Origin of the sequence: Paenibacillus silvae, from assembly GCF_014639235.1 — a bacterium.
In the GTDB taxonomy this organism is placed as follows: domain Bacteria; phylum Bacillota; class Bacilli; order Paenibacillales; family Paenibacillaceae; genus Paenibacillus; species Paenibacillus silvae.
This window is the reverse complement of record NZ_BMFU01000018.1, coordinates 1-23297: the sequence shown is the minus strand read 5'-3', so window position 1 is coordinate 23297 and position 23297 is coordinate 1. Positions and strand designations below refer to the sequence as shown.

Genomic DNA, 23297 nt, shown 5'->3' with positions numbered 1-23297 from the left:
TTTTGCCTTTCGGGACCAAGCAAACATATACACATGCACATGCAGCCCTTGGTCGGTTTTACATAGATTAGACTGCCGGGTAAGGCATGGAGAAAGACTGCATCCTTTTTCCTGATATTAACGGATTGACTTTTCGAAGGATGTGCCTATAATAAAGGTATATTGCTAACACGGACTGTTACTGGGGAAACCAGGCATGACCGAATTCGATTGCTTTAGTGTAATCGCTTTCGGTCTTTTTTTATTTCTAGCGGGGGGTGAGAACATTGAAGGTTATCAAGAAAGTGAACAATAACGTGGCGATTGCCATTAATGAACATAACGAAGAGGTTTTTGTCGTAGGCAAAGGTGTGGGATTCCTCAAAACGCCATATGAGCTGACGGAGACGGACCTGGTGGAGAAAATTTTCGTAGCCCCAAAGAACATCCGAATGTATGATCTGCTCAACAGTATTCCGATTGAGGATATATATCTGGCAGAGGAAGTCATGAAGCTGGGCAGTGAAATTTTGAACAAAACCTTCAACCCTAACCTGCTTCTCACCCTGTCCGACCATATCAGCTTCGCCCTTTCTCGAACCAGAGAGGGGATCAGCATCAAAAATCCGCTGGAGTGGGAAGTGAGAACGCTTTATCCGAACGAAACCCGGGTGGGTGAAGCTGCACTGAAGCTTATTCAGGAGAAAACGAATTTGGCTCTGCCGTCAGCCGAGATCACCCTGCTTGCCTTGCATTTTGTCAATGCACAGGTAGGCTCCGGCGAGATGAGTGATACAACAAAGGTAACTACTGTGACGGGAGAGATCCTTTCTGTAATCAAATACGCACTCAAGATTGATTTTCAAGAGGACTCCATTCATTTCATGCGATTTGCAACTCATATAAGGTACTTCATCATGCGACAGATGAGCGGCAAATCGTTGAAAGATGAGAATGAGTCACTGTACATGATGGTAAAAGAAAAATTTCCGAAGGAACTCGCTTGTGTGGAGAAGATCGCCGATTTCCTGAAAACAAACTATGGCTGGACATGTTCCGATGATGAAAAGTTATATCTGATTTTGCATATCCAGCGATTAACCTCCAACGAACCAGCGGAATGATTCCTTTAATACTATATAGGCTAAACTCCTTGATTTACACAAAAACGAAGAGGACAGATAAGACCTGGAAAAGCGAAGGCAACTGAATACTCATTAATGGACTGTTACTGATTCGATCAGGCATGACCAAGCGTAGGGAATGACGATTCCCCGGCTTGGTCATTTTTCATATATATCTAATTATCCATCATGAAGCAGAGGAGAATAGGGTTATGAATAACAAAGACTTGGCTAAAAACGTGCTTGAACTCGTTGGCGGCGAGCAAAATATATCTGGACTTACACACTGTGCTACCCGTTTACGTTTTGTATTGAAGGACGACAGTAAGGCCGATCTGAAGACACTGAATCAGTTGGAGGGTGTGCTTAAAGCGCAGAACTCCGGGGGACAGGTTCAAGTCATCATTGGAGCGAAAGTAGATGCCGTTTACAATGAAGTCAAAAACTTAACATCAGATCGACTGGAAAATTCCGAAGAATCCGCGGCAAGCAGTGGATCGAAGAAAAAGCGCAATCCGTTCAATGCGGTACTTGAAACGATTGCCGGTATCTTTACCCCGATCCTCCCGGCACTGGTGGGCTGCGGCATGATCAAATGCCTGGCAACGGTAATGGCAGCACTCGGATGGCTGGAAGGGTCTGGATTCATGGTCGTCATCAATATGATCGGTGATCTGATCTTTTATTTCCTGCCGTTCTTCCTGGCAGTCAGTGCAGCACATAAGTTCAAAACGAATCCCTATCTTGCGGTAGCTCTTGCCGCTGGGCTGATGCACCCGACGATTCTGAATGCGGCTGCTAAAATTGCTGAGACAGGTGTAAGCACGATAGACTTTCTAGGAATGCCGATTTTGTTAATGAAATACTCGTCTTCCGTCATTCCAATCATCCTGGCGGTCTGGATTATGAGTTACTTATATCCGCTCGTCAATCGAGTAGTCCCTAAGTTTTTGCAAGTGTTGCTTACGCCAATGATCGTGCTGTTTATTATGGTTCCGCTTGAACTCATCGTATTTGGTCCTGTGGGCTCACATATTGGTGACTGGCTGACAAATGGTATTAACTCGCTCTTCTCCACCGCTGGTATTTTGGCAGGTGCAATTCTCGGTTTCTTTAAACCGATTATGGTTATGTTCGGTATGCACTATGCCATCATGCCGATTCAGATTCAACAAGTGGCTACACTGGGTGCGACTGTTCTGCTGCCTACGGCACTTGCCGCAAATCTGGCCCAAGCTGGCGCGGCCTTTGGTGTATTTGTCCTGACGAAGAACAAAACGATGAAATCTGCTGCAGGATCAAGTGGATTAACAGCGCTATTCGGCATTACCGAACCTGCGATCTATGGCGTAACATTGAAGTACAAACGTCCTTTCTTTGCAGCTTGTCTTGCAGGCGGTATCGTTGGCGGATTCTATAGTTTGGTCCATACGACTGCTAATGCGATCGCCCTTCCAGGTGTATTGGCATTAGGCACGTACACAGCGGATCGTTATATCTATGTCATCCTCGGATGTATTGCTTCAGTGGTATTAGCCTTTGTATTCACGCTGATTGCAGGCATTAAGGAAGATACAGATGGAACAAGTCTGGCAAAGCAAAAAAATGCTGGCTCAGCAGATAACAGTCCAACGATGGCTGCGGGAAGCACAGTACCATCAGAAGCATCCCTTTTAACAGCTTCCTCCACAGATATGCTCATCGTAAGTCCAATGACAGGGGAGATTAAACCGATCTCCGAAGTAGAGGATCAAGCCTTTGCACAGGAACTGATGGGAAAAGGCATTGCGATTGTGCCGACGGAAGGCAAGGTGTATGCCCCGTTTGACGGTGTTGTTGAAGCTCTTTACCGCACGAAACATGCTATTGGCCTGAAGGCAAATAACGGCGTAGAAATTCTGATTCATATCGGGGTAGACACCGTCAGCCTGAAAGGCAAATATTTTAACGCACACATCAAGCAGGGACAAACCATCCAAGCAGGAGAATTGCTGGTGGAGTTCGATCCAGACGGCATTACTTCCGCAGGTTATAACACGATCACATCAATTGTTGTTACCAATATGCAGCAGTATGGAGATGTGCTGACCACAGCGAGCAGTGGCCCGATTCGGGAGAGTGAAGCACTGATCAAGCTCATTCCGTAAATAAAATAACAGGAGGAAACTAGAATGACCAATATAACCAATTCCAATTTTCCAAAAGATTTTCTATGGGGCGGTGCACTATCTGCTTGCCAGGCCGAGGGTGCGTACGATGTGGATGGCAAAACGCTGACCATTCCCGAGGTGATGAAGTTTAACGAGAAAAACGACCGTAAGGTGACCAAGCAGATTCGTGTAAATTGGGACATGATTGAGGAGGCTCGAAAAGACCCGAATGCGGGGAACTATCCTAAGCGGCGGGGGATTGATTTTTACCATCGTTTCCGTGAGGATATTGCCTTGTTTGCCGAGATGGGCTTCAAAGTGTTCCGTTATTCCATCGCTTGGGCCAGAGTATTTCCGGGTGGGGATGATGCCGCTCCAAACGAAAAAGCACTGCAATTCTATGATCAGGTTATTGATGAGTGTTTGAAGCACGGCATGGAGCCGCTGATTACGATCAGTCATTTTGATACCCCGATTGTGCTGATGGACAAGTTCGGCGGCTGGTACAACCGCAAGCTCGTTGATCTGTATGTGAAGTATTGCGAAGTTCTTTTTAATCGCTACAAAGGCAAAGTGAAATACTGGGTTACGTTCAACGAGATCAATATGAGTGTAAAAGCATCGGCAAAAACGTTAGGCATCATTGATTATGACGCGCCTAATTATGAGGAAATGCTCTTCCAGGGGCTGCATCACCAGTTTGTGGCTGCGTCCAGAGCAACCAGGCTGGCACATGAGATCGATCCGAATAATCAGATTGGCAGTATGGTGGCCTATTTCACAACGTATCCATATACGTGCAAGCCTGAGGATGCGCTTCAGATGCAGCAGGATGATCAGATGAAAAATCAGTTTTATCTGGATGTGCTCAACAAGGGGGAGTACCCATACTACAGCAAGACGTATTTTAAAAATAAAGGCATTCAGCTCCGTATCGAGGAGGGCGATCTGGAAGGGATTCGGGCACATACGGCTGACTTTGTAGGCATGTCGTATTACAATTCCATGATCTCCAGCAGTGATACCGAGCAGCTTGAACTGACAGCAGGCAACGTGCACAGCGTTTATAAAAACCCGCATCTGCCTGCAAACGAGTGGGGATGGCAGATCGACCCGATCGGCCTTCGTTATACGCTGAATCTGGTCTATGACCGGTATCAGAAGCCCGTATTTATTCTGGAGAACAGCTCGGGATTCTACGACACACTGAATGAGGATGGCACAGTGAATGATCCGTATCGCATTGATTTCCTAAGCAAGCATATTGAACAGATGGGACTTGCCATTGCAGATGGCGTAGAGGTGCTTGGTTATACGATGTGGGGGCCGATTGATATGATCAGCTCAGGCACGTCCGAGATGAGCAAACGCTACGGATTTATCTACGTGGATCAGGACGACTACGGCAAGGGTACGCTGAGAAGGTACCGCAAGGACTCTTTCTATTGGTATCAGAACGTGATCCGCACCAATGGGGCAGAGTTATAGCTGATCCCGAACTGAAGGAGTTTATCTGAAATTTAAAATAAATAGATTTAAAGTCCTGGGCCTTCTGGTATAATCATGTCGAAAGATGTCAATCTTCACCAGATGTCTTCTACATATGTCGGGAGGTCTATTCCATGAAAAAGTCAATCAAGCTTCTCTCTTCAACAGCTGTTGCCGCAATTGCAGCTGTATCGGTTGTTACTTCTGCTTCGGCAGCAAGCAGTTATGCGATTCAACCGATATCTTCGTTATCCAGCGTGGACATCTCTTCCATGGATATTGAAACGGCGATGATGATGGTTCAGCAGGAGCGCAGCAAATTGCTGGAATCCCAGCTGCAATCACAGATTCAAGTAGTTCAGCAGCGCAATCAGCAAATTGCAGAGCTGAATGCACAATTGCAAGCGGCGCAGCAAAGAGGGGATCAAGCAGCGGTGCAGTCACTGAAAGGGCAGATTGATGCCCTCAGCAATTCGCAACAAATGGATATGCTTCGTCTGCAGTCTCTGACCAACAAACGGAATGAAGCTTTTGATCTCATGACAAATTTCATTAAAAAAATGCAAGACTCCAGATCCTCCATCATTGGCAACATGCGTTAAGCGATTGCTGCGCTGCCTTTCGAGGTTGCCTGATCGTTTACAGATTCATAACATAACGGCATGAAATGAGAAGAGCGAAGCCGGGACTAACCTTCCCAAGCTTCGCTCTTTTTTTTAAAGAATAAAATTTAACCAGACCAGTCTCTGCGCCGGGTGAACAGATCCTTCAGCTCATCCGTAGACAGCTCTGTAATCCAGTTCTCGGAACTGGTAATGATGTTATCGCTTAGCTGCTGCTTGCTCTCCAGCATCTCGTCGATTCGTTCTTCCAGTGTACCGAGAGAGATGAACTTGTGCACCTGCACATCCTTGGTCTGGCCCATCCGATAAGCCCGGTCTGTCGCCTGATTCTCTACCGCAGGATTCCACCAGCGGTCGAAGTGGAAGACGTGATTGGCCGCCGTCAGATTCAGCCCCACACCGCCAGCTTTAATCGACAGAATGAAGACCGAGGGCTGTTTGTCCGCAGGCAGACTGCGAGACTGGAATTCCTCAATCATACGGTCCCGTGCGGTCTTCGATGTGCCTCCATGCAGATACAATACAGGCTCCTGCAGTTCCTGCCGCAGCACTTGCTGAAGCATCTGCCCCATACCGATGTACTGGGTGAAAATAAGGCAGCGCTCGCCCTCATCACGCAGCTCGCGGACAAGCTCCATCAAGCGCTCCAGCTTGGCAGAACGGCTGATCAGCATCGCCATATCCTGCGGGCTGTATACGTCATAAGCCGAGCCAGCCGAGCCCTCATCTGCAAGTTCCTCCGGCAGCGTCTCCTTGGTCAGCAGCAGCGGATGGTCACACAGCTGCTTCAACTGGGTTAAGGCGGATAGAATCGCGCCTTTCCGCTTGATACCTTCAAGTTCCTTCATTTTATCCATCAGTGCCTGAACGGTTTGATCATATAATGCGCTTTGTTCACCTGTGAGGTGAATATAGGTTTTCATTTCATTTTTATCCGGCAGATCAAGCTGGATATTCGGGTCCTTTTTCTTTCGGCGAAGCATGAAGGGTTTCACGAGCTGCTGCAGATCCTGCATGCGCTGCTCATCCTTATCCTTCTCAATGGCACTGATGAAGCGAGTCTGGAACGCGCGAGCGCTGCCGAGATACCCTGGATTGATGAAGTCATAGATGGACCACAGCTCGGCTAACCGGTTCTCAATCGGCGTACCCGTGAGCGCGATGCGGTGTTTCGCCGGGAAGCTGCGCACGGCCATGGATTGTTTGGTCTGCGCGTTTTTGATATTCTGCGCTTCATCCAGACAGATCGCAGACCAGGTGTAGCTTTCGAGCAGCTCCTGATCCAGTGTGGCTGTGGCATATGAGGTGATTATAATATCCGACTGCTCAGTCTGCTCCTGAAATTCCTCCCCGCTTAACCGCCGCGCGCCATAATGCAGGCTCACCCGAATGGATGGAGCGAAGCGGCTGATCTCCTTCTGCCAGTTACCCAGCACAGAGGTGGGGCAGATGAGAAGTGCCGGGGCTTGTCCAGGCAAACGTGGCTCATGCTCTTTGATGTGCAGTAAATACGTAATAAACTGAATGGTTTTACCAAGTCCCATATCGTCAGCAAGACAAGCACCCAGACCAAATCTGCGCAGAAAGCCAAGCCAGGCAAAGCCCTCCTTCTGATAGGAACGCAGCTCTGCATGAAGTCCTCCCGGAACAGGAAGAGAGGGAGCGCCACCTTGGCCGCCTCCGAGCTGGGCAATGACCCGATTCAGATGCTCGTTTAACTCCACTTCAAGCCGGATACTCTCGCTGGCCTGAGCTTGCGGCTGCTCTTCTTCGGTCTGCTGACCTTCTCTCCACTTCTGCTTGGCATATTCCCGCTGCTCATTGTGAAGCAGGTGCAGGTGCAGAATATCTTGAAACGAGAGCCCCTGCTCCCGATCCACACCGCCCATTGCTCGTTTGATCTGTTCCAGCAGATCGGGATCGAGCGGTATCCATTCGCCGCGAAAGCGAACCAGTCGCTCGTTACGGGCCACCAGGTCCGCAAATTCCTCTTCACTAAGATCGGTATCTCCAATTGCGATGCGCCAGTCAAAATGAATAATAGAGTCCAGTCCGAAGAAGGACTGTCCACGCTCGCTGCCTTCTTCCGGTTTCACCTTGGCACGCAGCTTAGGTTTTTTCTTGCGGGCTGCTTCCCACCAGCCTGGCAGAAGCACTTGCCAGCCTGCTGCCAGCAAGCGGCCGCTCTCCTGAGTCAGGAACTGCCAGGCCTGCATGTCATCCAGCGGATCACCCAGCACATCACGTCTGCCGCTGATGGAGCTTCCAAGACGCGGCAGCTGAGCGCGCAATTGCTCCAGCCAGCCCGCTGCACGATCCAGAATGAATGGCGTCCACGCTTCAGGCCACTCGCCCTCCAGTCGTCCGTGTGAATCAAGCATAACAGGCACGAGAACAGCAGCGTCCAGCTTGTTCTGCAATACCAGCCGAAGTCGCCATGAAAAGTCGTCCTCATCTGGCTCCTGCAGCTGCAGCATCGGCCGGAATGGTGCGGCATCGGCCTTCCAGCCGATGGACACCAGCCATGACCGGGCATCAAGACCAGCCGTGCGCGGAATCATCCCGCGCTCGGGAAAGAGCTGCGGGAACTCGCGCCGCAGATCGGCGGCTGCTTCTTCGGTGCTGTACCATTGCTGGAATACAGCGGCAGAGTAGGCAGCGCCGAGCCCTTCGGCATAGCTCTCGTCCGTATGCCGGAACGCTTCATGCAGTGCGGCGAGGTCCTGTTTTTTCAGACTGTCAGAGTCCCAGCTCCATTGCAGCTGACCAGCGCGGTAGGCCTCGAAGCTGGGAACATATTTGCGGTTCTCGATAGAGGAAGCAAGCATGGGTGACAGCTGAATGAGATACGCTGCCTGCTCGTCCCATTTCCACTCGATATGAGTCAGGGTGTTCATTGAAGCGAAGAACGGAAGGACTTCTTCGGCGGGCAGTACGACCAGCTCCACTTCTTCAACCTGGCGAATTTCCAGCTCCGTACCGTAGAAGGACGGAACATGCCAGGCGAAGAGACGCTGCTTCAGCGACTGACCAGAGACAAAGTGATGTGTATTCAGGGCACCATAGAACAAGGCGTCGCCATATCCGGTCAACGCAACATGTACCTCGATTGTTTCTGTATAAGGATGTAATAGACTCATGGAATCAGCTTACCTTTCCGAAGCTCCTCCTGCAGGGCGCGTAACCGGCTGTTGCGGACAGCGAGGGTAGTGATGAAGTGCTCCCACTGCTCATCATGCTTCAATTTTTTATAGATCTTGGACAGTCGTTTCAGCAGCTTGACTGCGGCTTTGTAACCATCCCTGTTTTTATGTCCAACATATCGCTCCACCGCCTGATGATAGAACGGAAGCAGCAATTCAGGTGCTTCCTTCTCGATCGGCTGCAGTACAGCAACGCGGAATTCAAGCGGCTCCGTACCTGTACTCAGCTGAAAATCAATCCACCTGCGCCACTGTCCGCGCGAATGCATCGCCTCTTCGTAGGCAGGTCGAGAGTGAGGGAGCATGCTGACAAGCGTGTCCCACATGCGATGCTCTGCTTCCGGCACATGCTGGATGGTTAAATCCCACAGCTGCATGTAGTCCTGTAACGGCGTGTTGCGCCGATTGGTCAGCATAGGGCCTAGCTGCACCAGCCATTCGGCTAGACGTGTCCATTCAGCTGCATCGACCAGTGTATGCAGGAAATATAGCAGCTGCTCAGGAGGAATACCGTACGCAGTGCTGCCATGGACAAGCTTTTGCCATGCAGCTGTATCCTGCTTCAGGTGGTAGTGCATCCAGCCTTGAGCCAGAACAAGCGGCAGTGGAAGAATAACTTTTTTGACTTGTCTCTGCCCGTTAAGCTCCTGCTCCTTTGCTTGCTGTACAGCATCCTGCTCAATGCTGTCCAGGGTAGCCAGTTCTGTCTCCAGCAGATCTGAATTTCCCTGAGGTTGTGTTACAATCCAGTTCAGCCATAGCTTGGTGTATACTGGCGTAAAAAACATCATGTTTGCCGTCTCGGTTAACATTTCTGTGCGTAAATAACCTGCGGTCTCGACCAGCCTTGCCCAGAACTGCTCAAGTGTCACACCCTGAAGACCAGAACAGTCAAGCGGCTGGAGCAGCAGGGCTTCAAGTCTCTTCTGGAGTGCATCCACGGCCAGCTGGGCCGGGTAACTTAAATACACAGGTGTATTTGTGATGGAATTACGTGCAGGCGGGATGCAGTACCGCATAAGGTAGAGCAGCACATGCAGCTCAAACAGCTGCTCCATGGCGGCGGGTAGCTTGGGCTTGATGGCATACAGCTCATCGGAAGCCTCCTGAATGTAAGCTGTAGTTGCTGTACCTGTTCCCAGCCGCCGGAGGCTGTCACGAAACAGCTCATGCCATTCCGGTATGCTCATGCCGGCCAGTGCTGCTGCTTGCTCCCTGATCTCGCTGTACTGGCGTCCGTCCACAGCGTTCTTGTCTTCGAAGGACTGCCCGTGATCCGAGGTACTGTCAAAGCTGTATGCTCTCCCGGAGGACGCAGTGACCACGGATTTGGCAGCTTGCTTCAAGGAGGTAGTTGCATGTGCATTCACAAGTGCAGGGACAGGGCGCCCCTGCTGCTCGGCATAACTCATCAATACGGCAGCCATATGTTTGCATGGCGTGTTAACAGGACAGGTGCAGCGGCTGGTCGACAAGGCTTCTATGTACAGCACAACCGTATAAGCTTCCGTTCCCTGTACCTCGGCTGTAATCGTCCCGGATTCGTTAGATTCTGCCTGAGTAAGATCCCGAGTGAAATTCTGAGTATGATCGTAGATTGCCGCATTATTATGATGCCTTGTCTGGCGGTGACTGAAGAGTAATGGTCCAACACGTTTCTGTTTATAATATTGGAATCCGCGCATGATCGTCAGGTTGTTATAAAGCTCCGCCACCTTAAAAATCAATGCCTGCCACTGCGCATCATCCATTTTCCATTCGTCAGGTATATTCATCATTCCATCTCCTGGGGTAAACATGGGTTAACTAAAGGTGACGTGTGCCACGTCCATACCTAGAGTATCAATGATTCTATCATATCAGTTCCAGAGCTGTTCGTGCAGATATGCAGGAATAGTTCATATTGTGTATGCTTATCATATGTATTCCTTTTAAGAGCAATGCAGAGAGCAAGGCGGCCAGAAGTTGTGGTCAGATTATTTTAGAGCAGGAGAGAGACATCGTGAAGATTCTTACATTAAATGTCCATGCCTGGGCAGAAGAAGAGCAACGGAACAAAATCAGCCAGTTGGCTGACTTTATCAATAAGCATCAGTTCGACGTTATTTCCATGCAGGAGGTTAACCAGCCCCTTGAGGAGAGTGCGTTGCCTGAAGAAGCGTTAAAGACGTATGTACCCACTGATGCGCACGCTGTGATTAAAAAAGATAACTATGCCCATGTCCTGCTGCAGCAGTTGACAGAGACGTATTATTGGACCTGGGTTCCAACCCACATCGGGTTTCGAACTTATGATGAAGGACTGGCGATTCTAAGCCGGACGCCAATTACACATTCGTTTGGGGAGTATGTATCCCACATTCGGGACTACAACAATTACCGCACACGCAAAATCGTAGGCATAGAGACGAATGTACACGGAGAAGCGGCATGGTTTGTTAATGGACATTTCAATTGGTGGGACGATGCGCAGGAACCTTTTAAGGGCCAGTGGGATTTGACGGAGAGCAAGCTTGCACCTTACATGCATCAGCCCCTATATCTGATGGGCGATTTTAACAACGTGGCGGAGATTCGCGGAGAGGGATATGACTACATGATGCAGCATGGGTGGAATGATCTGTATACGACAGCGAAGCAAAAGGATGATGGAGCCACCGTTGTCAAAGCGATTGCCGGATGGGCCAACAATGAGCGTCCGCTGCGGATTGATTATATTTTTTCGAATCGTCCGATACAGGCTCAATCCTCCACAGTGGTGCTTGATGGCAAGAACGGCCCTGTCGTGTCGGATCACTTTGGGGTTGCAGTTGAAATCTGATGTTCCTACCTGGACAAAGTTCTCATTCTGACATGCTGACTTGAGAGCTGCTAATTTTGCTTCAACATAAGAAACCTCTGTTCATTTTCTTGCCAGAGAAAACGAACAGAGGTTTTTTCATTTTGTATTGAATTCATATGTTATGTATATCGTGATGGCTAGTATGAAAGTTCTGAATTAAACAGGATTACTCGAGTGCCAGCATTTGCTGCACAAAGGTTTTCAGGCTGGCACTGGTCTCGCCCAATTGTTCTATACTCTGCATGAATTCGGTTACAAGCTTGGCCTGATCCACCGTGGCTGTTGATATTTGTGCAATCTCCTGCTCCATATGTTTCATGGAATCCTGCACGCTTCCCAGCGAGGTTTCGATATCTGACGCAGCTTGCTTCGTATGGTCCGAGAGCTTGCGAACTTCACTGGCAACTATGCCGAATCCGGCTCCCTGCTCCCCGACACGAGCGGCCTCGATCATGGCATTCAAGCCAAGCAGATTGGTCTGCTCGGATACCTCACGAATGACATTGGTTACTTTGGTGACGTTCACGGAGTTCTCGGAAGCCTTCTTCGAATTTCGCAAAATTTCCTCCGAGGTTGCCGACAGCTGCTCTGAATGAGCTGCGATTTGTTGAATGCCGCCAACGAGAGCATTGATGGTTGTTTCATTTTCGCTAATCAAATTTTCCAGCTTCAGGTGGTTATCAAGAGCGTAGTTAACCCCGAGAATACCGACAACTTGCCCGTTCTGCTTCACAGGAATAAGGATCGAATCAAAGGGTCTGCCCTGGAGGTCACCCGGCATGCGCACGATGGTACGCGAGTCCTTGTTCGTCAGCATCTTGAAATCCTTATAGTCATCATGCAGCTCGTCTCCGGCTTTTACACCGATATCCAGACTTTGGGCTTCGGAGAAATATAATACCTTTTCATGATCATTAATAGAGATGGAGATATCATCACGGAACATTTGACTGACAAACGGCATTGCGTGGACCAGAGCTTCAAGTGTATTCAATATCAATCTGTCCTTCCAAAATGAGATGGGATAATCTGGTGTTATATGATATATTTATCGGTCATGTTTCCAGAAATGATTAAACAAATATTGTAAGGTTATGACTATAATCTTGTAACGGTTAGGTAAATGACAGATTGCAGTGTAAGCGCAAACAAAAATCTGTAGCCACCATGAGCCATGTCAGTTATACTAAGGATATTCATTCAGAGGTGTTCATTAAAAGTAAAGCGACTGCCTTCCCGTCCAAGGGAAAGTTCTACGGAGGTTAAGCGCTATATCTACTTATTGAGAAAATAGATTGTCGTCCTGCATACAGGCGTGATTTGAAAATCAAAATTGTATTCCAACATGAGAGGGATGTGGCATTCATGACAACATATTTCAGTGAACCGCAGAGCATGTATTATCGATTCGGAGAAGAACAGGACCAGGTTTTGAAGGTGCTTGCAGAGAGATATATCGGTGCAAACGCACAGGCTGATTTTGTATACCGCGTGTTTCAGCAGTCGGGCATTTTGCAAAATGACAAAGGGCTTTATGATCTGAACATGAGTAAACGCTTTCCTGATGCGCCCAAGGATCACATCTCCTACGCCGCTGCACTGGTCTGGGGGGATGAGAACCGTAATCTGGATGTGCTGGTACGTTGCTATGGGCCGGTACGCTTCCATTTCAACAATGAGTTAATCTACCGTTCTACGGTTATCGATGAGATTACACCAGATGCAACGGTGAAGTTGGGAATCGACATTCAGCCTGGCTGGAATACGGTATGGCTGGAGATGAAAAATACACCTGCAGGTTTTGGCTGCCAGTTCGGCTCTGATGAAGGCAAAGTGCGGATTTTGAATGTGCTGGCGCCTTTTCAGGAGCGTTCAGGGCATGCGGGCTGGGTGATCTCCGAGCCTGTGTCATCCGCATGTACGCAGCCGAACCTGCTCGCAGGCCAGGAAGAGAATGATTTGAAATGGCTGCCAGAGGTTCAGTGGTCTGCTTCCGAGCAGAATAAACCTGCTCTGGAACGAATCTATGGGCTGCTCCCTGGAAGACATGCTTATGCATGGACACATCTGGACAATCGCGATGCAACTGGACGTCCGGTTCGGTTAACCGGACAATCTCAAGGTTCTATGCGCATATGGCTTGATGGTCAATCCGTTGCAGAAATCAACGAAGCGGGACCATTTGAAGTGGAAGTAATAGCCCCATTTGGCCAGAGTGATCTTCTTATTCGCAGTGAATGCCAAACAGGCTCTGACTCATGGGGATTTAAACTGGAGGCATTCGCCGGGACAGAATTGCTTCAGCTCAAGCTTCCGCACCGAGTGCAGGGAACGTCGGGCGATAGCTGGCTCTATGCTGGCCCATTTGAGGCTGGTGCGGAACCCGAGCTTGCGGATTTAATGCGCATGGATCGTGTGTACCAGACAAGTGCAGCGAAGCAAGGAGCAGAACGGACATACTGGCGGCTGGATCGGCCAGATGCCTTCATTCGACCTTACTATGAGAATGCGATGCTGAGCAACAAATGGACAGTGGGCAGTGTGACCAACTATGGTCGCTGGGATTATCCGCTGGGTGTTACCGTTTACGGATTGCTGCAAGCTGGACGTTACCTGCAAAGACCGGATATTACACGTTATGCAGCTGAGCATGTGCAGGCTTGCACGCAGATGTATGAATATTCGCTGTGGGATCGTGAGCAATACGGATTCCCGGCAATCAATCAGCAGCTGATTATGCTGAAGATGCTGGACAACTGCGGTTCCTTTGGCTCGGCGATGCTGGAGTCATATACCGAATGCAAGGAACCAACCTTCCTGCCGATTGCTGATCGCATCGCAGATTTCATGCTTTCCCGCCTGGAGCGCAGACCAGATGGGGCATTCTATCGTATATGTGCCGGAGAATATGCGGAGAACACCATGTGGGCAGATGATCTATATATGAGTACCCCGTTCCTCGTGCGGTATGCCCGTGTGACAGGGAAGTCCGAAGCGCTCGATGAAGCAGCGAAACAGTTTACACTGTACCGCAAATATCTGTTCATGCCAGAATACAAGATTATGTCTCATGTGTATGATTTCAAATATGAACAGGCAACACAGATTCCTTGGGGCCGCGGCAACGGATGGACGCTGTTCTCCTTGACAGAAGTGTTGGAGGCTCTGCCGGAAGAACATCCGGAGCGTCCCGCGCTTATTGCCTTTTTCAATGAGCTATGTGAAGGTTATGCAGCCCTGCAGAGCGAGAGTGGACTCTGGCATCAGGTGCTGAACAATCCACAGACATATCTGGAAGCTTCCTGCACAGCCATGTTTGCTTATGGTTTTGCGCGTGGAGTGCGTTTCGGCTGGTTCAAGGACCCGGCAGCCTATGTCGCGGCCGCTCAGCGGGCCTGGAAGGGACTCGTTTGCAGCGCTATTGACCGTCAAGGCAATGTTCACGGTGTATGCAGCGGATCAAGATATGCATTTACAGCCGAGTATTACGATCAGGACTTGCGTACAGTGACCAATGATAACCACGGCATTGGGATCATGATGCTGGCCGGGACAGAGGTAGCCAAAATGGAGAAGCACCTGTCGGAACGTATCAGTAACTCGCCCGTTGCTTCTGTTTCAACGACTTCAGCAGCACATTAAACATGAAATATTTGAAAAGCTTATAGTGAATGAAGGATGTCCATCATGTTTGAGGAATGGAGCGCCACCGGGGATAATTTCCGGTGGTTTTTCTTCCCCGGGAAACCCTTACTTTTTTGACAAGATAGCTTACTTTTGTTTATGTCATGTGTAGTGACAGGCGTTTACAATGTATTTGTAAGCGATTTCATATAAGCAAAAAGGGGAGGAAATTCATTCATGATCAGCACAAAAAAGTGGGTAACCCTGTTCTGCCTGTCCCTGTTATTATTTGCTACAGCCTGTTCCAATGGAGCCTCAAATGAGTCTGCATCTTCGGGGGAGACAAGCCAAGGCGATGCAGCTGACAAAATTGAACTGCGCATGACCTGGTGGGGATCACAGACCAGACATGATCTGACCACCAAAGTGATCAAATTATTTGAAGAGAAGCATCCAAACATTACGATTAAACCTGAATATTCGGGATGGGATGGATATTTTGACAAGCTGACAACTCAGGTTGCCGGCTCCAATGCCCCGGATATTATCCAGATGGACTATGCCTTCCTGACAGACTTTGCACGGCGCGGAGCCCTGCTCGATCTGACTCCGTATGCTGATAAAGAGCTGCGGATCGCAGATCATGACAAAAGCATGATCAAAGCTGGCTCGATCGACGATAAATTATATGCGATTACCCTTGGAGTGAACGCACCGGGTGTCATCTATGATGCAACTTTATTCCAGCAGCTGGGCATTGAAGAGCCAAAAGAAAGCTGGACTTGGGATGATTTCTCCGCGATTGCATCCAAAATCGCTGCGGACAAGGGAGATGGCTTCTACGGCTCGGCTGACATTTCCGGTGCTACGAATATGTTTGAGGTATTTGTGCGTCAGTCAGGCAAAGGTTTGTTCGAAGACGGTACGATCACAGCGACCAATGATCAATTGAAGCAGTGGTTCGAGATGTGGGCTAAGCTGCGTGAGAACAGAGGGGCTACCTCTGCCGAAGTTACAGCTTCTACAACAAATGCCCTGGAGACAAGACCGATCTCCTTAGGTACAGCCGCAATGGATTTTGCCTGGTCGAATCAGTTGCTGACATTCCAGCAGGTGAACAAAAACCAGGATCATAAGCTTGGCATTCAAGTGCTGCCTCACGGCGTGAATGAACAGCGAATTGGTGAGTACCTGAAGCCAGGTCAGTTCATGTCGGGTTATGCCAAGTCCAAGCATCCTAAAGAAGTTGCCATGTTCATTGACTTTATGGTGAATGACCCGGAAGCAACGGCGATTCTTGGCTCGGAGCGCGGTGTGCCTGTTAATGCAAGCATTCGTGAGCAGATGCAGCCGAAGCTGTCAGAGTCCGAGCAGGTTATCTTCCAATTCATTGATACGGTATCCAAACATTCCAGTGAGATTAGCCCGCCATACCCGCAAGGATTCGCTGAAGTGGACACGAGTTTCAAAAGTGCAAGCGAACAGATCGCTTTTGGCCAAGGCAGCATGACAGACATTATCACTCAGTTTATTGAAGGTGCCAAAGCAACGCTTGCATCCAGCCAGTAACGAGTTGAAGCCGCCATAACGGTAAACAAGCTCAACTTGTGCCTTACATGTAACTGGTCGATAACCGTTCCGAATACTTCAAATACTGCGGGGAGGTTGCGAAAATGACGACATCACAGGTCAGTCAAGCCAGAATCGAGAAAGTAGCCGCCCGGCGTGTGAAACGTCGCTACGCCCATAATGGAGCCGCCTTATTATTTCTCGCGCCCTGGCTTGTCGGATTATTGTTCCTGACCCTGGGTCCCATGCTTGCATCGTTATATATTTCCTTTACCGATTACAGTATCCTGGCCGCCCCGAACTGGGTCGGTCTGGATAACTACACTACCATGTTTACGTCTGACAAATTGTTTGCCAAGTCACTTCAGGTGACGTTCACCTATGTTGCTGTATCCGTGCCGCTTAAATTGATCTTTGCCCTGTTTGTTGCCATGCTGCTCAATAAAGGCATCCGCGGCCTGGGGATTTACCGCACGGTGTATTATATCCCGACACTGCTCGGGGGCAGTGTAGCTATTGCGATGTTGTGGCGTAAAATGCTGGGCGGTGACGGACTGCTCAACAGTGTGCTGGCGATGATCGGGATCAAGGCACCAGATTGGGTAGCAAATCCGAAATATGCACTGTACTCCATTGTACTGTTGTCCGTATGGCAGTTCGGTTCGTCGATGATCATTTTTCTGGCAGGACTCAAGCAGATTCCTCCGGAGTACGATGAAGCTTCGGCAGTGGATGGAGCAGGTCCGATGCGCAGATTTTTCTATATCACATTGCCGATTCTGTCTCCGGTCATTTTCTTTAACCTGGTTATGCAGCTGATCACATCCTTTCAATCGTTCACACAGGCCTTCATCATCAGCAACGGTAGTGGTGGACCAGTGAATTCAACACTGATGTACTCGCTATATCTGTACAAAAAAGGATTTTCCTTCTTCCAGATGGGCTATGCTTCCGCGATGGCGTGGGTGCTGGTAATTCTGATCGGCGTATTTACATTGCTCGTATTCCGCAGCAGCAAGTTGTGGGTACACTATGAGGATGGTGGAAAATCATGATTGGACAACGGAATTCTGCAGCATGGATTGTGACAAAGCACGTACTGATCTCGGGCATTGCTTTTGTCATGCTTTATCCTGTCTTATGGATGCTGGGCAGCTCGTTCAAGCCAGGACACATGATTTTTACGGAGACCTGGTTCTGGCCGAAGGAGTGGAATTGGCAAAATTATATGACAGGCTGGTCGGGAATTCAGGGGAATGCCTTTTCCAAATTTCTGACGAACTCCATCGTTCTATCGCTGGGAGCCGTGCTGGGCAACGTGATCTCCTGCTCTATGGCGGCATATGCCTTCGCCCGGCTGAATTTTCGCTTCAAGGCTGTCTGCTTCGGATTGATGCTGATGACGATTATGCTGCCTCATCATGTTACGCTGATTCCGCAGTATATCCTTTTTAATCATCTGGAGTGGGTGAATACGTACTTGCCGCTAGTCATCCCGAAATGGCTGGCAACGGATGCATTTTTCATATTCCTGATGGTACAGTTTTTCCGGGGGCTGCCTCAAGAGCTCGATGAAGCGGCGACAATTGATGGATGTGGTCCAGTGAGAATCTATACCAAAATCATTATCCCGCTCGCTTTTCCGGCACTCGTCACCACGATGATCTTCACATTCCTGTGGACATGGGATGATTTCTTCAGTCAGCTGATCTACTTGAGCGATGTGAGCAAGTACACCGTTCCGCTGGGACTGCGGTTGTTCCTCGATTCCAGCTCACAATCCGATTGGGGTCCAATGTTCGCAATGTCTGTTTTATCCCTTGTGCCATGTTTCATCGTATTTATCATGTGTCAAAAGTACTTCGTGGAAGGAATCGCGACCTCCGGGCTCAAAGGGTAATTCCAAGACGAAACGAGTTGATTCCTTATGCGAAAAGCAAGATGGTCTTCCTATATTCTTCAAAAGCTGCAACAAAGCAAGCTCTCCACGTTGATGGTGACTTGCTTTATTGCGTTTAATCTGTTGCTTGTTTCTATTGTCGTCTGGTTGTCCTATCAGTCCTTCTCTGCCGTTACCTTTACTGAAATCAGTAAAGCGCGACTCGCGCTTCTGAATGAGAGCACAAGACGGGGCTTTGATTTTATCACAGGAGTGACAGGTACAGCCTATAGCCTGGCGAGCAACAGAGAGTTGTCTAGTTTGCTGGAGACGACCAATACAGGAAGGCTCGCACAGATCCACCAGCGGCGAGAGGTTTCGCGAATTCTCGATCATACCATCGTGGTAAGTGAAGGCATCACCTCAGTTGAGCTGTATACGGATGCATTTAATGAAGTGACTGTTACGATGGCTGACCATATTTATACGTTAGACACCCTTGCGAATGATTCATGGTTTTCTGCACTGGAAAAGGCAGATGCCTCCTGGGTCCCACTTCGTGAGAATGAATCAGGGCAATCCTTGGTTGGATATGCACAGCGGATCTATGACAGTCGAGGCGGGACGGTCGCTTATGTGCTCATTCGTCTAAGCAGAGCGGATATCGTACGCAGGTTCGCTGATGTACCGATGGTGCTGGACGGCAATGTGCTGCTGGTAGATACCGCTGGCAATGTCGTGATGCAGATGGGGAAAGCTGCTGCGGTAGAGGGGGATGCCTGGTCTGATCAGACTTATACAGATTCGTCTTCTTCTATTATAGATAGTGACTGGATTCTGGAGCATGTCCATCCTGGTGAAGATGGGTTTGAAGTGGTGTCGGGTCAACCTGGAGGTGCTCAACTGGTGCTCTACTCCAAACCAGCGATGCTCCAATGGCGGCTTGTGCAGACGATTCCCGTGTATACGCTGTTGTCTCCAGTTCGGCAAGCGGGCTGGCAGATCCTTGGTATCGCAGTGCTCGGACTGCTTTGCTCCGCTGTGCTTGCTTACTTGTTTGTAAGGCAGATTATCCGTCCGTTGCGGCAATTGATTAAACGTATGAGACAGCTTGAAAAAGGAGACTTCAACACCCGTGTACAACTGTCGTTTACGGAGGAATATGCCCACTTGGCATACGGGTTCAACCATATGGCTTCACAGCTGACGGGGCTTATGGAGCAGGTCAAGGATGAGAGTCGTGCCAAACGCGAAGCCCAGACCAGCCTGCTTGAAGCGCAGATCAAACCCCATTTTCTGTACAATACGCTGGATATGATTCACTGGCGTGCTCTCGATTATGAAGCCAAGGACATCAGTCGTATGATCGTACAGCTGAGCAAGCTGCTGCGGATCGGGCTGAGCGGGGGCAAACTGTTTATTCGTGTGCGTGATGAGCTGGAGCATGCCCGGTGTTACGTCAGCATTCAATCCGAACGCTTGCCGTTTGCTATTCATTATCAGGAAAGGATTGATCCGCGCATTCGGGGTTGTTATATTCCGAAAATCATTTTGCAGCCTTTTATTGAAAATGCCGTTATGCACGGACATTCAAATGAAGAAGCACTCCGTATTCAGGTGCATATTGACCAGATCGATGAGCCTGTGCCTGATATCAGGATACGGATTACGGATAATGGACAAGGTTTGCCGAATGAATGGAGCATAGAAGATTCGAAAGGGATTGGAGTACGCAACGTGCATGAGCGCATACAGCTGTATTGCGGGCAAAGGTACGGCGTGCAGCTGAGTAATAGAGGTTCAGGTGGTGTGGAGGTGCAAATCACGCTGCCGCGAATTGAGACCGAAGAGCAATTAAATCTGTGGCTGGACGGTGAAAAAGGATGAAGACCATTATGCTTGTGGATGATGATCCGCATATTGTCAAAGCGCTGACCGAGCATATCGACTGGTCCTCATTGGGCCTGAGCATTGCAGGTACAGCTGCAAGCGGTGAGGAGGCGTTGGAGCTTTTCGAACGTATGCACCCTGATCTCGTGATGACCGATGTGTATTTGCCGGGCATGACTGGACTTGAGGTTACGCAGGCGCTGCGGCGTGACTATCCTCATCTGCCGATTATCATCCTTAGTGGATATGACGAGTTCGAGAACGCCAGAGCAGCTATGCGCTGGGGCGTGAATCACTTTTTGCTGAAGCCGGCGGAGGTGGAGGAGATTGAGTCTGTGCTGCGGGAGGTACTGCTGGAACAGGATGTGCGAGAGCGGCATGAGCGACTGGAGCGGACGTACAAACAAGAAGCAGGGCGGGTGCTTCCTTATCTGCGCAAGCAGTTTCTGCATGAACTACTTACCACCCGCTATCGGGCCGATGAATTGCCTGAAGCGAGAATGGAATATATCGGATTTCGGATATACGCTCAGGTTCGAGCCGTTAGTCTGCATCTGAATCGTCCTGGTTTTATGACACGTATGAAGGAGCGGGACTGGCAGCTGCTGCGCTATGGGGCGGCAGATATTATTCAGGAGACGGTGAAGGAACATGGCTCCCGTATGGCAGATTGTCAGCTGGAGATTGTAGACTATTCGGATCAGGTATTTGTGCTGCTGATGCTGGGGGATCAGGATTATTTTGAAGAATTGCAGGTGCTTGTAGGCCGAATGATGGATCAGATCTTTACGTATCTGAAAATTGAGGTCAGTGCGGGTATTGGCCGGGTAAAGCACCATCCTTGTGAGGTCATTGACTCATATCTGGAGAGCCGGGAAGCGGTAGAACGAGCGGAGTTTCAAGGTGGAAGCCGTATATATCACTATGAGGCATCCGAGGGAGCGGAGCGTAGTGTAACGGATTATTCCTTGTTGCTTCACCAGTGGGATGAGGCTTGGGCTGATATGCGAATAAGTCAGGCAGAGGAAATATGGCTTCACCTGTTCCGTTCTCTGCAGGAAGGAAATTGTGCGGGCATTCAGGATGCCCAGGTCATAGCAGTCAGTTTGTTTGATACGATGATGCACAGCTGGAAAAAGCAGCAGCCGATGTTGACCCCTCCGCTCACGATGAGTGATTTCTTGCGCGAGATCCAATCGAAGTATGCCCTGCATGATCTGATTGGCTGGATGAATGGTGTGATCCGGGACTGGCTGGAGCAGCTTCGCAAAGAGATGGGCGAAAAGAAAAGCAACAAGCTCATTGCACAAGTGAAACAGTATGTGGAGGAGCATTACGCAGAGGAGATCAGTTTCGAGGCGATTGCCAAAAATCTTTTTGTGCACCCCAAATATTTGAGTCAGTTATTCAAAAGGGTGACGGGAGAGAATTTTGTCAGCTATCTGAATGGATATCGTATCCAGCGAGCGATGGAGCTGCTGCAATCAGGACATTATATGGTCTATGAAGTGAGCGAGATGACGGGATTCCGCAACGCGACGTATTTTAGCCAGGTGTTTAAGATGCTGACGGGAAAAAGCCCGTCCGAGATTGGTTAGTGTGGGTGATCTGACAGATCGGTGATGGCTTGTAACGTAAGATAAGCATGGGTCAGATAATAAGGTTCAGATATGTATGAATGAGATGAGGAAGGGAAGGTTAAGGGAATTTCGGTGCAGTGTAGTAAGAAATGGATTCGGAATAGTAGATTTTGTATAGAAGAAACAGATTTAAAGACGGCTGAAAACGAGCTGGATATGTGAATTGAGCGAGGATTTAAGTGGTTTTATTTTATAATGGGAAGGAGGAGAGTGGATCAAGGTGATTATTAAGCAGCAGGAGTATGAAGTTAAAGGCATGAGATACATGATTCGTTCAGCCGAGGTAAGTGATGCTGGCGTCTTAAGCGCACTTCGTGTGCAGTTGGACGGGGAAACGGAAAATATGGATCGTGAAGCAGGGGAAGCTTTCATCGATGAGGCGGGTTTTGAAGAAATCATTCGTATGGATGCTGAAAGGAGTACGAATCTTTTTCTGGTAGCCGAGGTATCAGGTCAGATTGCTGCATACTGCCGATGTGCGGGGACAGAGTTGAAGCGTTTCAAGCATCAGGTAGAGTTTGGAGTGTGTGTCGCCCGTTCATTCTGGGGGTACGGCATTGGCAAAGAGTTATTGAAGTTGTGTCTGGAATGGGCGGACAAGAATGCTGTGGAGAAGGTAACATTAAAGGTGCTTGCAACGAACGAGAAGGCCATACGCCTGTATGAGATGCACGGGTTTGAGGTTGAAGGTGTTCTCAAGCGGGACCGACGACATGCTGATGGACAATATTACGATACCCTTATCATGGGGAGATTCGCTAAGGTGTTACCATGAGGAGTAATCAACAAGAATAATATTGGAATTGATGAGTTGAGGGCTTCTATACTAGGAGTCTTCATATGAAGGGACTTTTGCACGGCCAGATGTTGTAAGCATAAATTCAGAGAAAAAAACTAAATGTACGATGTGGATTGATATGTGTATTGCGACTATACAGTCAAAGGTTTTGTATGGAGACAAGTATTTGTGAGGGGATTTGAGAGGAGTTGTTGTGGGATATTTTACAAGTTGTCAACTGTTTCGTTATATGGTATATTCTAATTCCGGCCAAGAAAACACGGTTTACACGGTGCGGCAAGTAGCTTACAAAAGAGCTTCCAAAGAAGCTTGAAAAAAAGAGCTTGCAAAGTTGGTTCGGACATGATAAGATATAAGAGTTGCTGAAGCGAACGAGCGACGGCGGCGAAAAGAAGTTTGATCTTTGAAAACTGAACAACGAGTGAGTACTGATCTTGCTTGCAAGATCAACAATGAGATTTATAATCTCGTCAGATTCAAAATGAGC

Annotated in this window: 15 protein-coding genes; 12 read left to right on the top strand and 3 right to left on the bottom strand. The window is 48.9% G+C overall.

Features of this window, described 5'->3' with window-relative positions:
- Positions 1 to 266: 266 nt before the first annotated feature.
- The 4 genes from IEW26_RS27815 to IEW26_RS27800 all read left to right on the top strand — a co-directional run bounded on the left by IEW26_RS27815 (position 267) and on the right by IEW26_RS27800 (position 5343).
- Positions 267 to 1103 carry a PRD domain-containing protein gene (locus IEW26_RS27815; protein WP_145405759.1) on the top strand — a complete coding sequence of 279 codons (837 nt, stop codon included), beginning with the start codon at positions 267 to 269 and terminating at the stop codon, positions 1101 to 1103.
- Between the two features lie 212 nt (positions 1104 to 1315).
- On the top strand, positions 1316 to 3250 hold the full coding sequence (locus tag IEW26_RS27810) for a beta-glucoside-specific PTS transporter subunit IIABC (protein WP_188594763.1): 1935 nt from the start codon (positions 1316 to 1318) through the stop codon (positions 3248 to 3250).
- 24 nt (positions 3251 to 3274) lie between these two features.
- Positions 3275 to 4741: a glycoside hydrolase family 1 protein gene (locus IEW26_RS27805; RefSeq protein WP_188594762.1), complete on the top strand. Its 1467-nt coding sequence runs from the start codon at positions 3275 to 3277 to the stop codon at positions 4739 to 4741.
- Between the two features lie 134 nt (positions 4742 to 4875).
- On the top strand, positions 4876 to 5343 hold the full coding sequence (locus tag IEW26_RS27800; RefSeq protein WP_145405757.1) for a hypothetical protein: 468 nt from the start codon (positions 4876 to 4878) through the stop codon (positions 5341 to 5343).
- A gap of 128 nt (positions 5344 to 5471) precedes the next feature.
- On the opposite strand, the gene IEW26_RS27795 is transcribed toward IEW26_RS27800, so the two are convergent.
- Both IEW26_RS27795 and IEW26_RS27790 read right to left on the bottom strand, forming a co-directional pair.
- Positions 5472 to 8504 carry a DEAD/DEAH box helicase gene (locus IEW26_RS27795; RefSeq protein WP_188594761.1) on the bottom strand — a complete coding sequence of 1011 codons (3033 nt, stop codon included), beginning with the start codon at positions 8502 to 8504 and terminating at the stop codon, positions 5472 to 5474.
- The gene (locus tag IEW26_RS27790; RefSeq protein WP_229730084.1) at positions 8501 to 10345 is read right to left on the bottom strand and encodes an SWIM zinc finger family protein; all 1845 of its coding nucleotides are present in this window, start codon (positions 10343 to 10345) and stop codon (positions 8501 to 8503) included. The genes IEW26_RS27795 and IEW26_RS27790 overlap by 4 nt, the downstream gene beginning before the upstream one ends.
- 224 nt (positions 10346 to 10569) lie before the next feature.
- Between IEW26_RS27790 and IEW26_RS27785 the strand changes: the two genes are divergently transcribed.
- The gene (locus IEW26_RS27785; RefSeq protein WP_188594759.1) at positions 10570 to 11388 is read left to right on the top strand and encodes an endonuclease/exonuclease/phosphatase family protein; all 819 of its coding nucleotides are present in this window, start codon (positions 10570 to 10572) and stop codon (positions 11386 to 11388) included.
- Positions 11389 to 11575: 187 nt separating this feature from the next.
- Here IEW26_RS27785 and IEW26_RS27780 read toward each other — a convergent pair whose 3' ends face one another.
- Positions 11576 to 12403, bottom strand: coding sequence for a methyl-accepting chemotaxis protein (locus IEW26_RS27780; protein WP_188594758.1), 828 nt, complete (start codon positions 12401 to 12403; stop codon positions 11576 to 11578).
- A gap of 371 nt (positions 12404 to 12774) precedes the next feature.
- On the opposite strand from IEW26_RS27780, the gene IEW26_RS27775 reads away from it, so the two are divergent.
- The 7 genes from IEW26_RS27775 (at position 12775) to IEW26_RS27745 (ending at position 22786) form a co-directional block, all read left to right on the top strand.
- Complete coding sequence (locus IEW26_RS27775) at positions 12775 to 15051, top strand: glycoside hydrolase family 88/105 protein (protein WP_188594757.1); 2277 nt, start codon at positions 12775 to 12777, stop codon at positions 15049 to 15051.
- Positions 15052 to 15270: 219 nt separating this feature from the next.
- Complete coding sequence (locus tag IEW26_RS27770) at positions 15271 to 16602, top strand: ABC transporter substrate-binding protein (RefSeq protein WP_111270407.1); 1332 nt, start codon at positions 15271 to 15273, stop codon at positions 16600 to 16602.
- A gap of 104 nt (positions 16603 to 16706) precedes the next feature.
- Complete coding sequence (locus IEW26_RS27765) at positions 16707 to 17657, top strand: carbohydrate ABC transporter permease (RefSeq protein ID WP_229730083.1); 951 nt, start codon at positions 16707 to 16709, stop codon at positions 17655 to 17657.
- Positions 17654 to 18502 carry a carbohydrate ABC transporter permease gene (locus IEW26_RS27760; protein ID WP_188594756.1) on the top strand — a complete coding sequence of 283 codons (849 nt, stop codon included), beginning with the start codon at positions 17654 to 17656 and terminating at the stop codon, positions 18500 to 18502. Before IEW26_RS27765 ends, IEW26_RS27760 begins: the two co-directional genes overlap by 4 nt.
- 27 nt (positions 18503 to 18529) lie before the next feature.
- Positions 18530 to 20368, top strand: coding sequence for a sensor histidine kinase (locus tag IEW26_RS27755; RefSeq protein ID WP_188594755.1), 1839 nt, complete (start codon positions 18530 to 18532; stop codon positions 20366 to 20368).
- Complete coding sequence (locus IEW26_RS27750; protein WP_188594754.1) at positions 20365 to 21969, top strand: response regulator; 1605 nt, start codon at positions 20365 to 20367, stop codon at positions 21967 to 21969. Before IEW26_RS27755 ends, IEW26_RS27750 begins: the two co-directional genes overlap by 4 nt.
- Before the next feature lie 262 nt (positions 21970 to 22231).
- Entirely contained in the window at positions 22232 to 22786 is a 555-nt protein-coding gene (locus IEW26_RS27745) for a GNAT family N-acetyltransferase (protein ID WP_188594753.1), read from the top strand.
- The last annotated feature ends 511 nt before the right edge of the window (positions 22787 to 23297 follow it).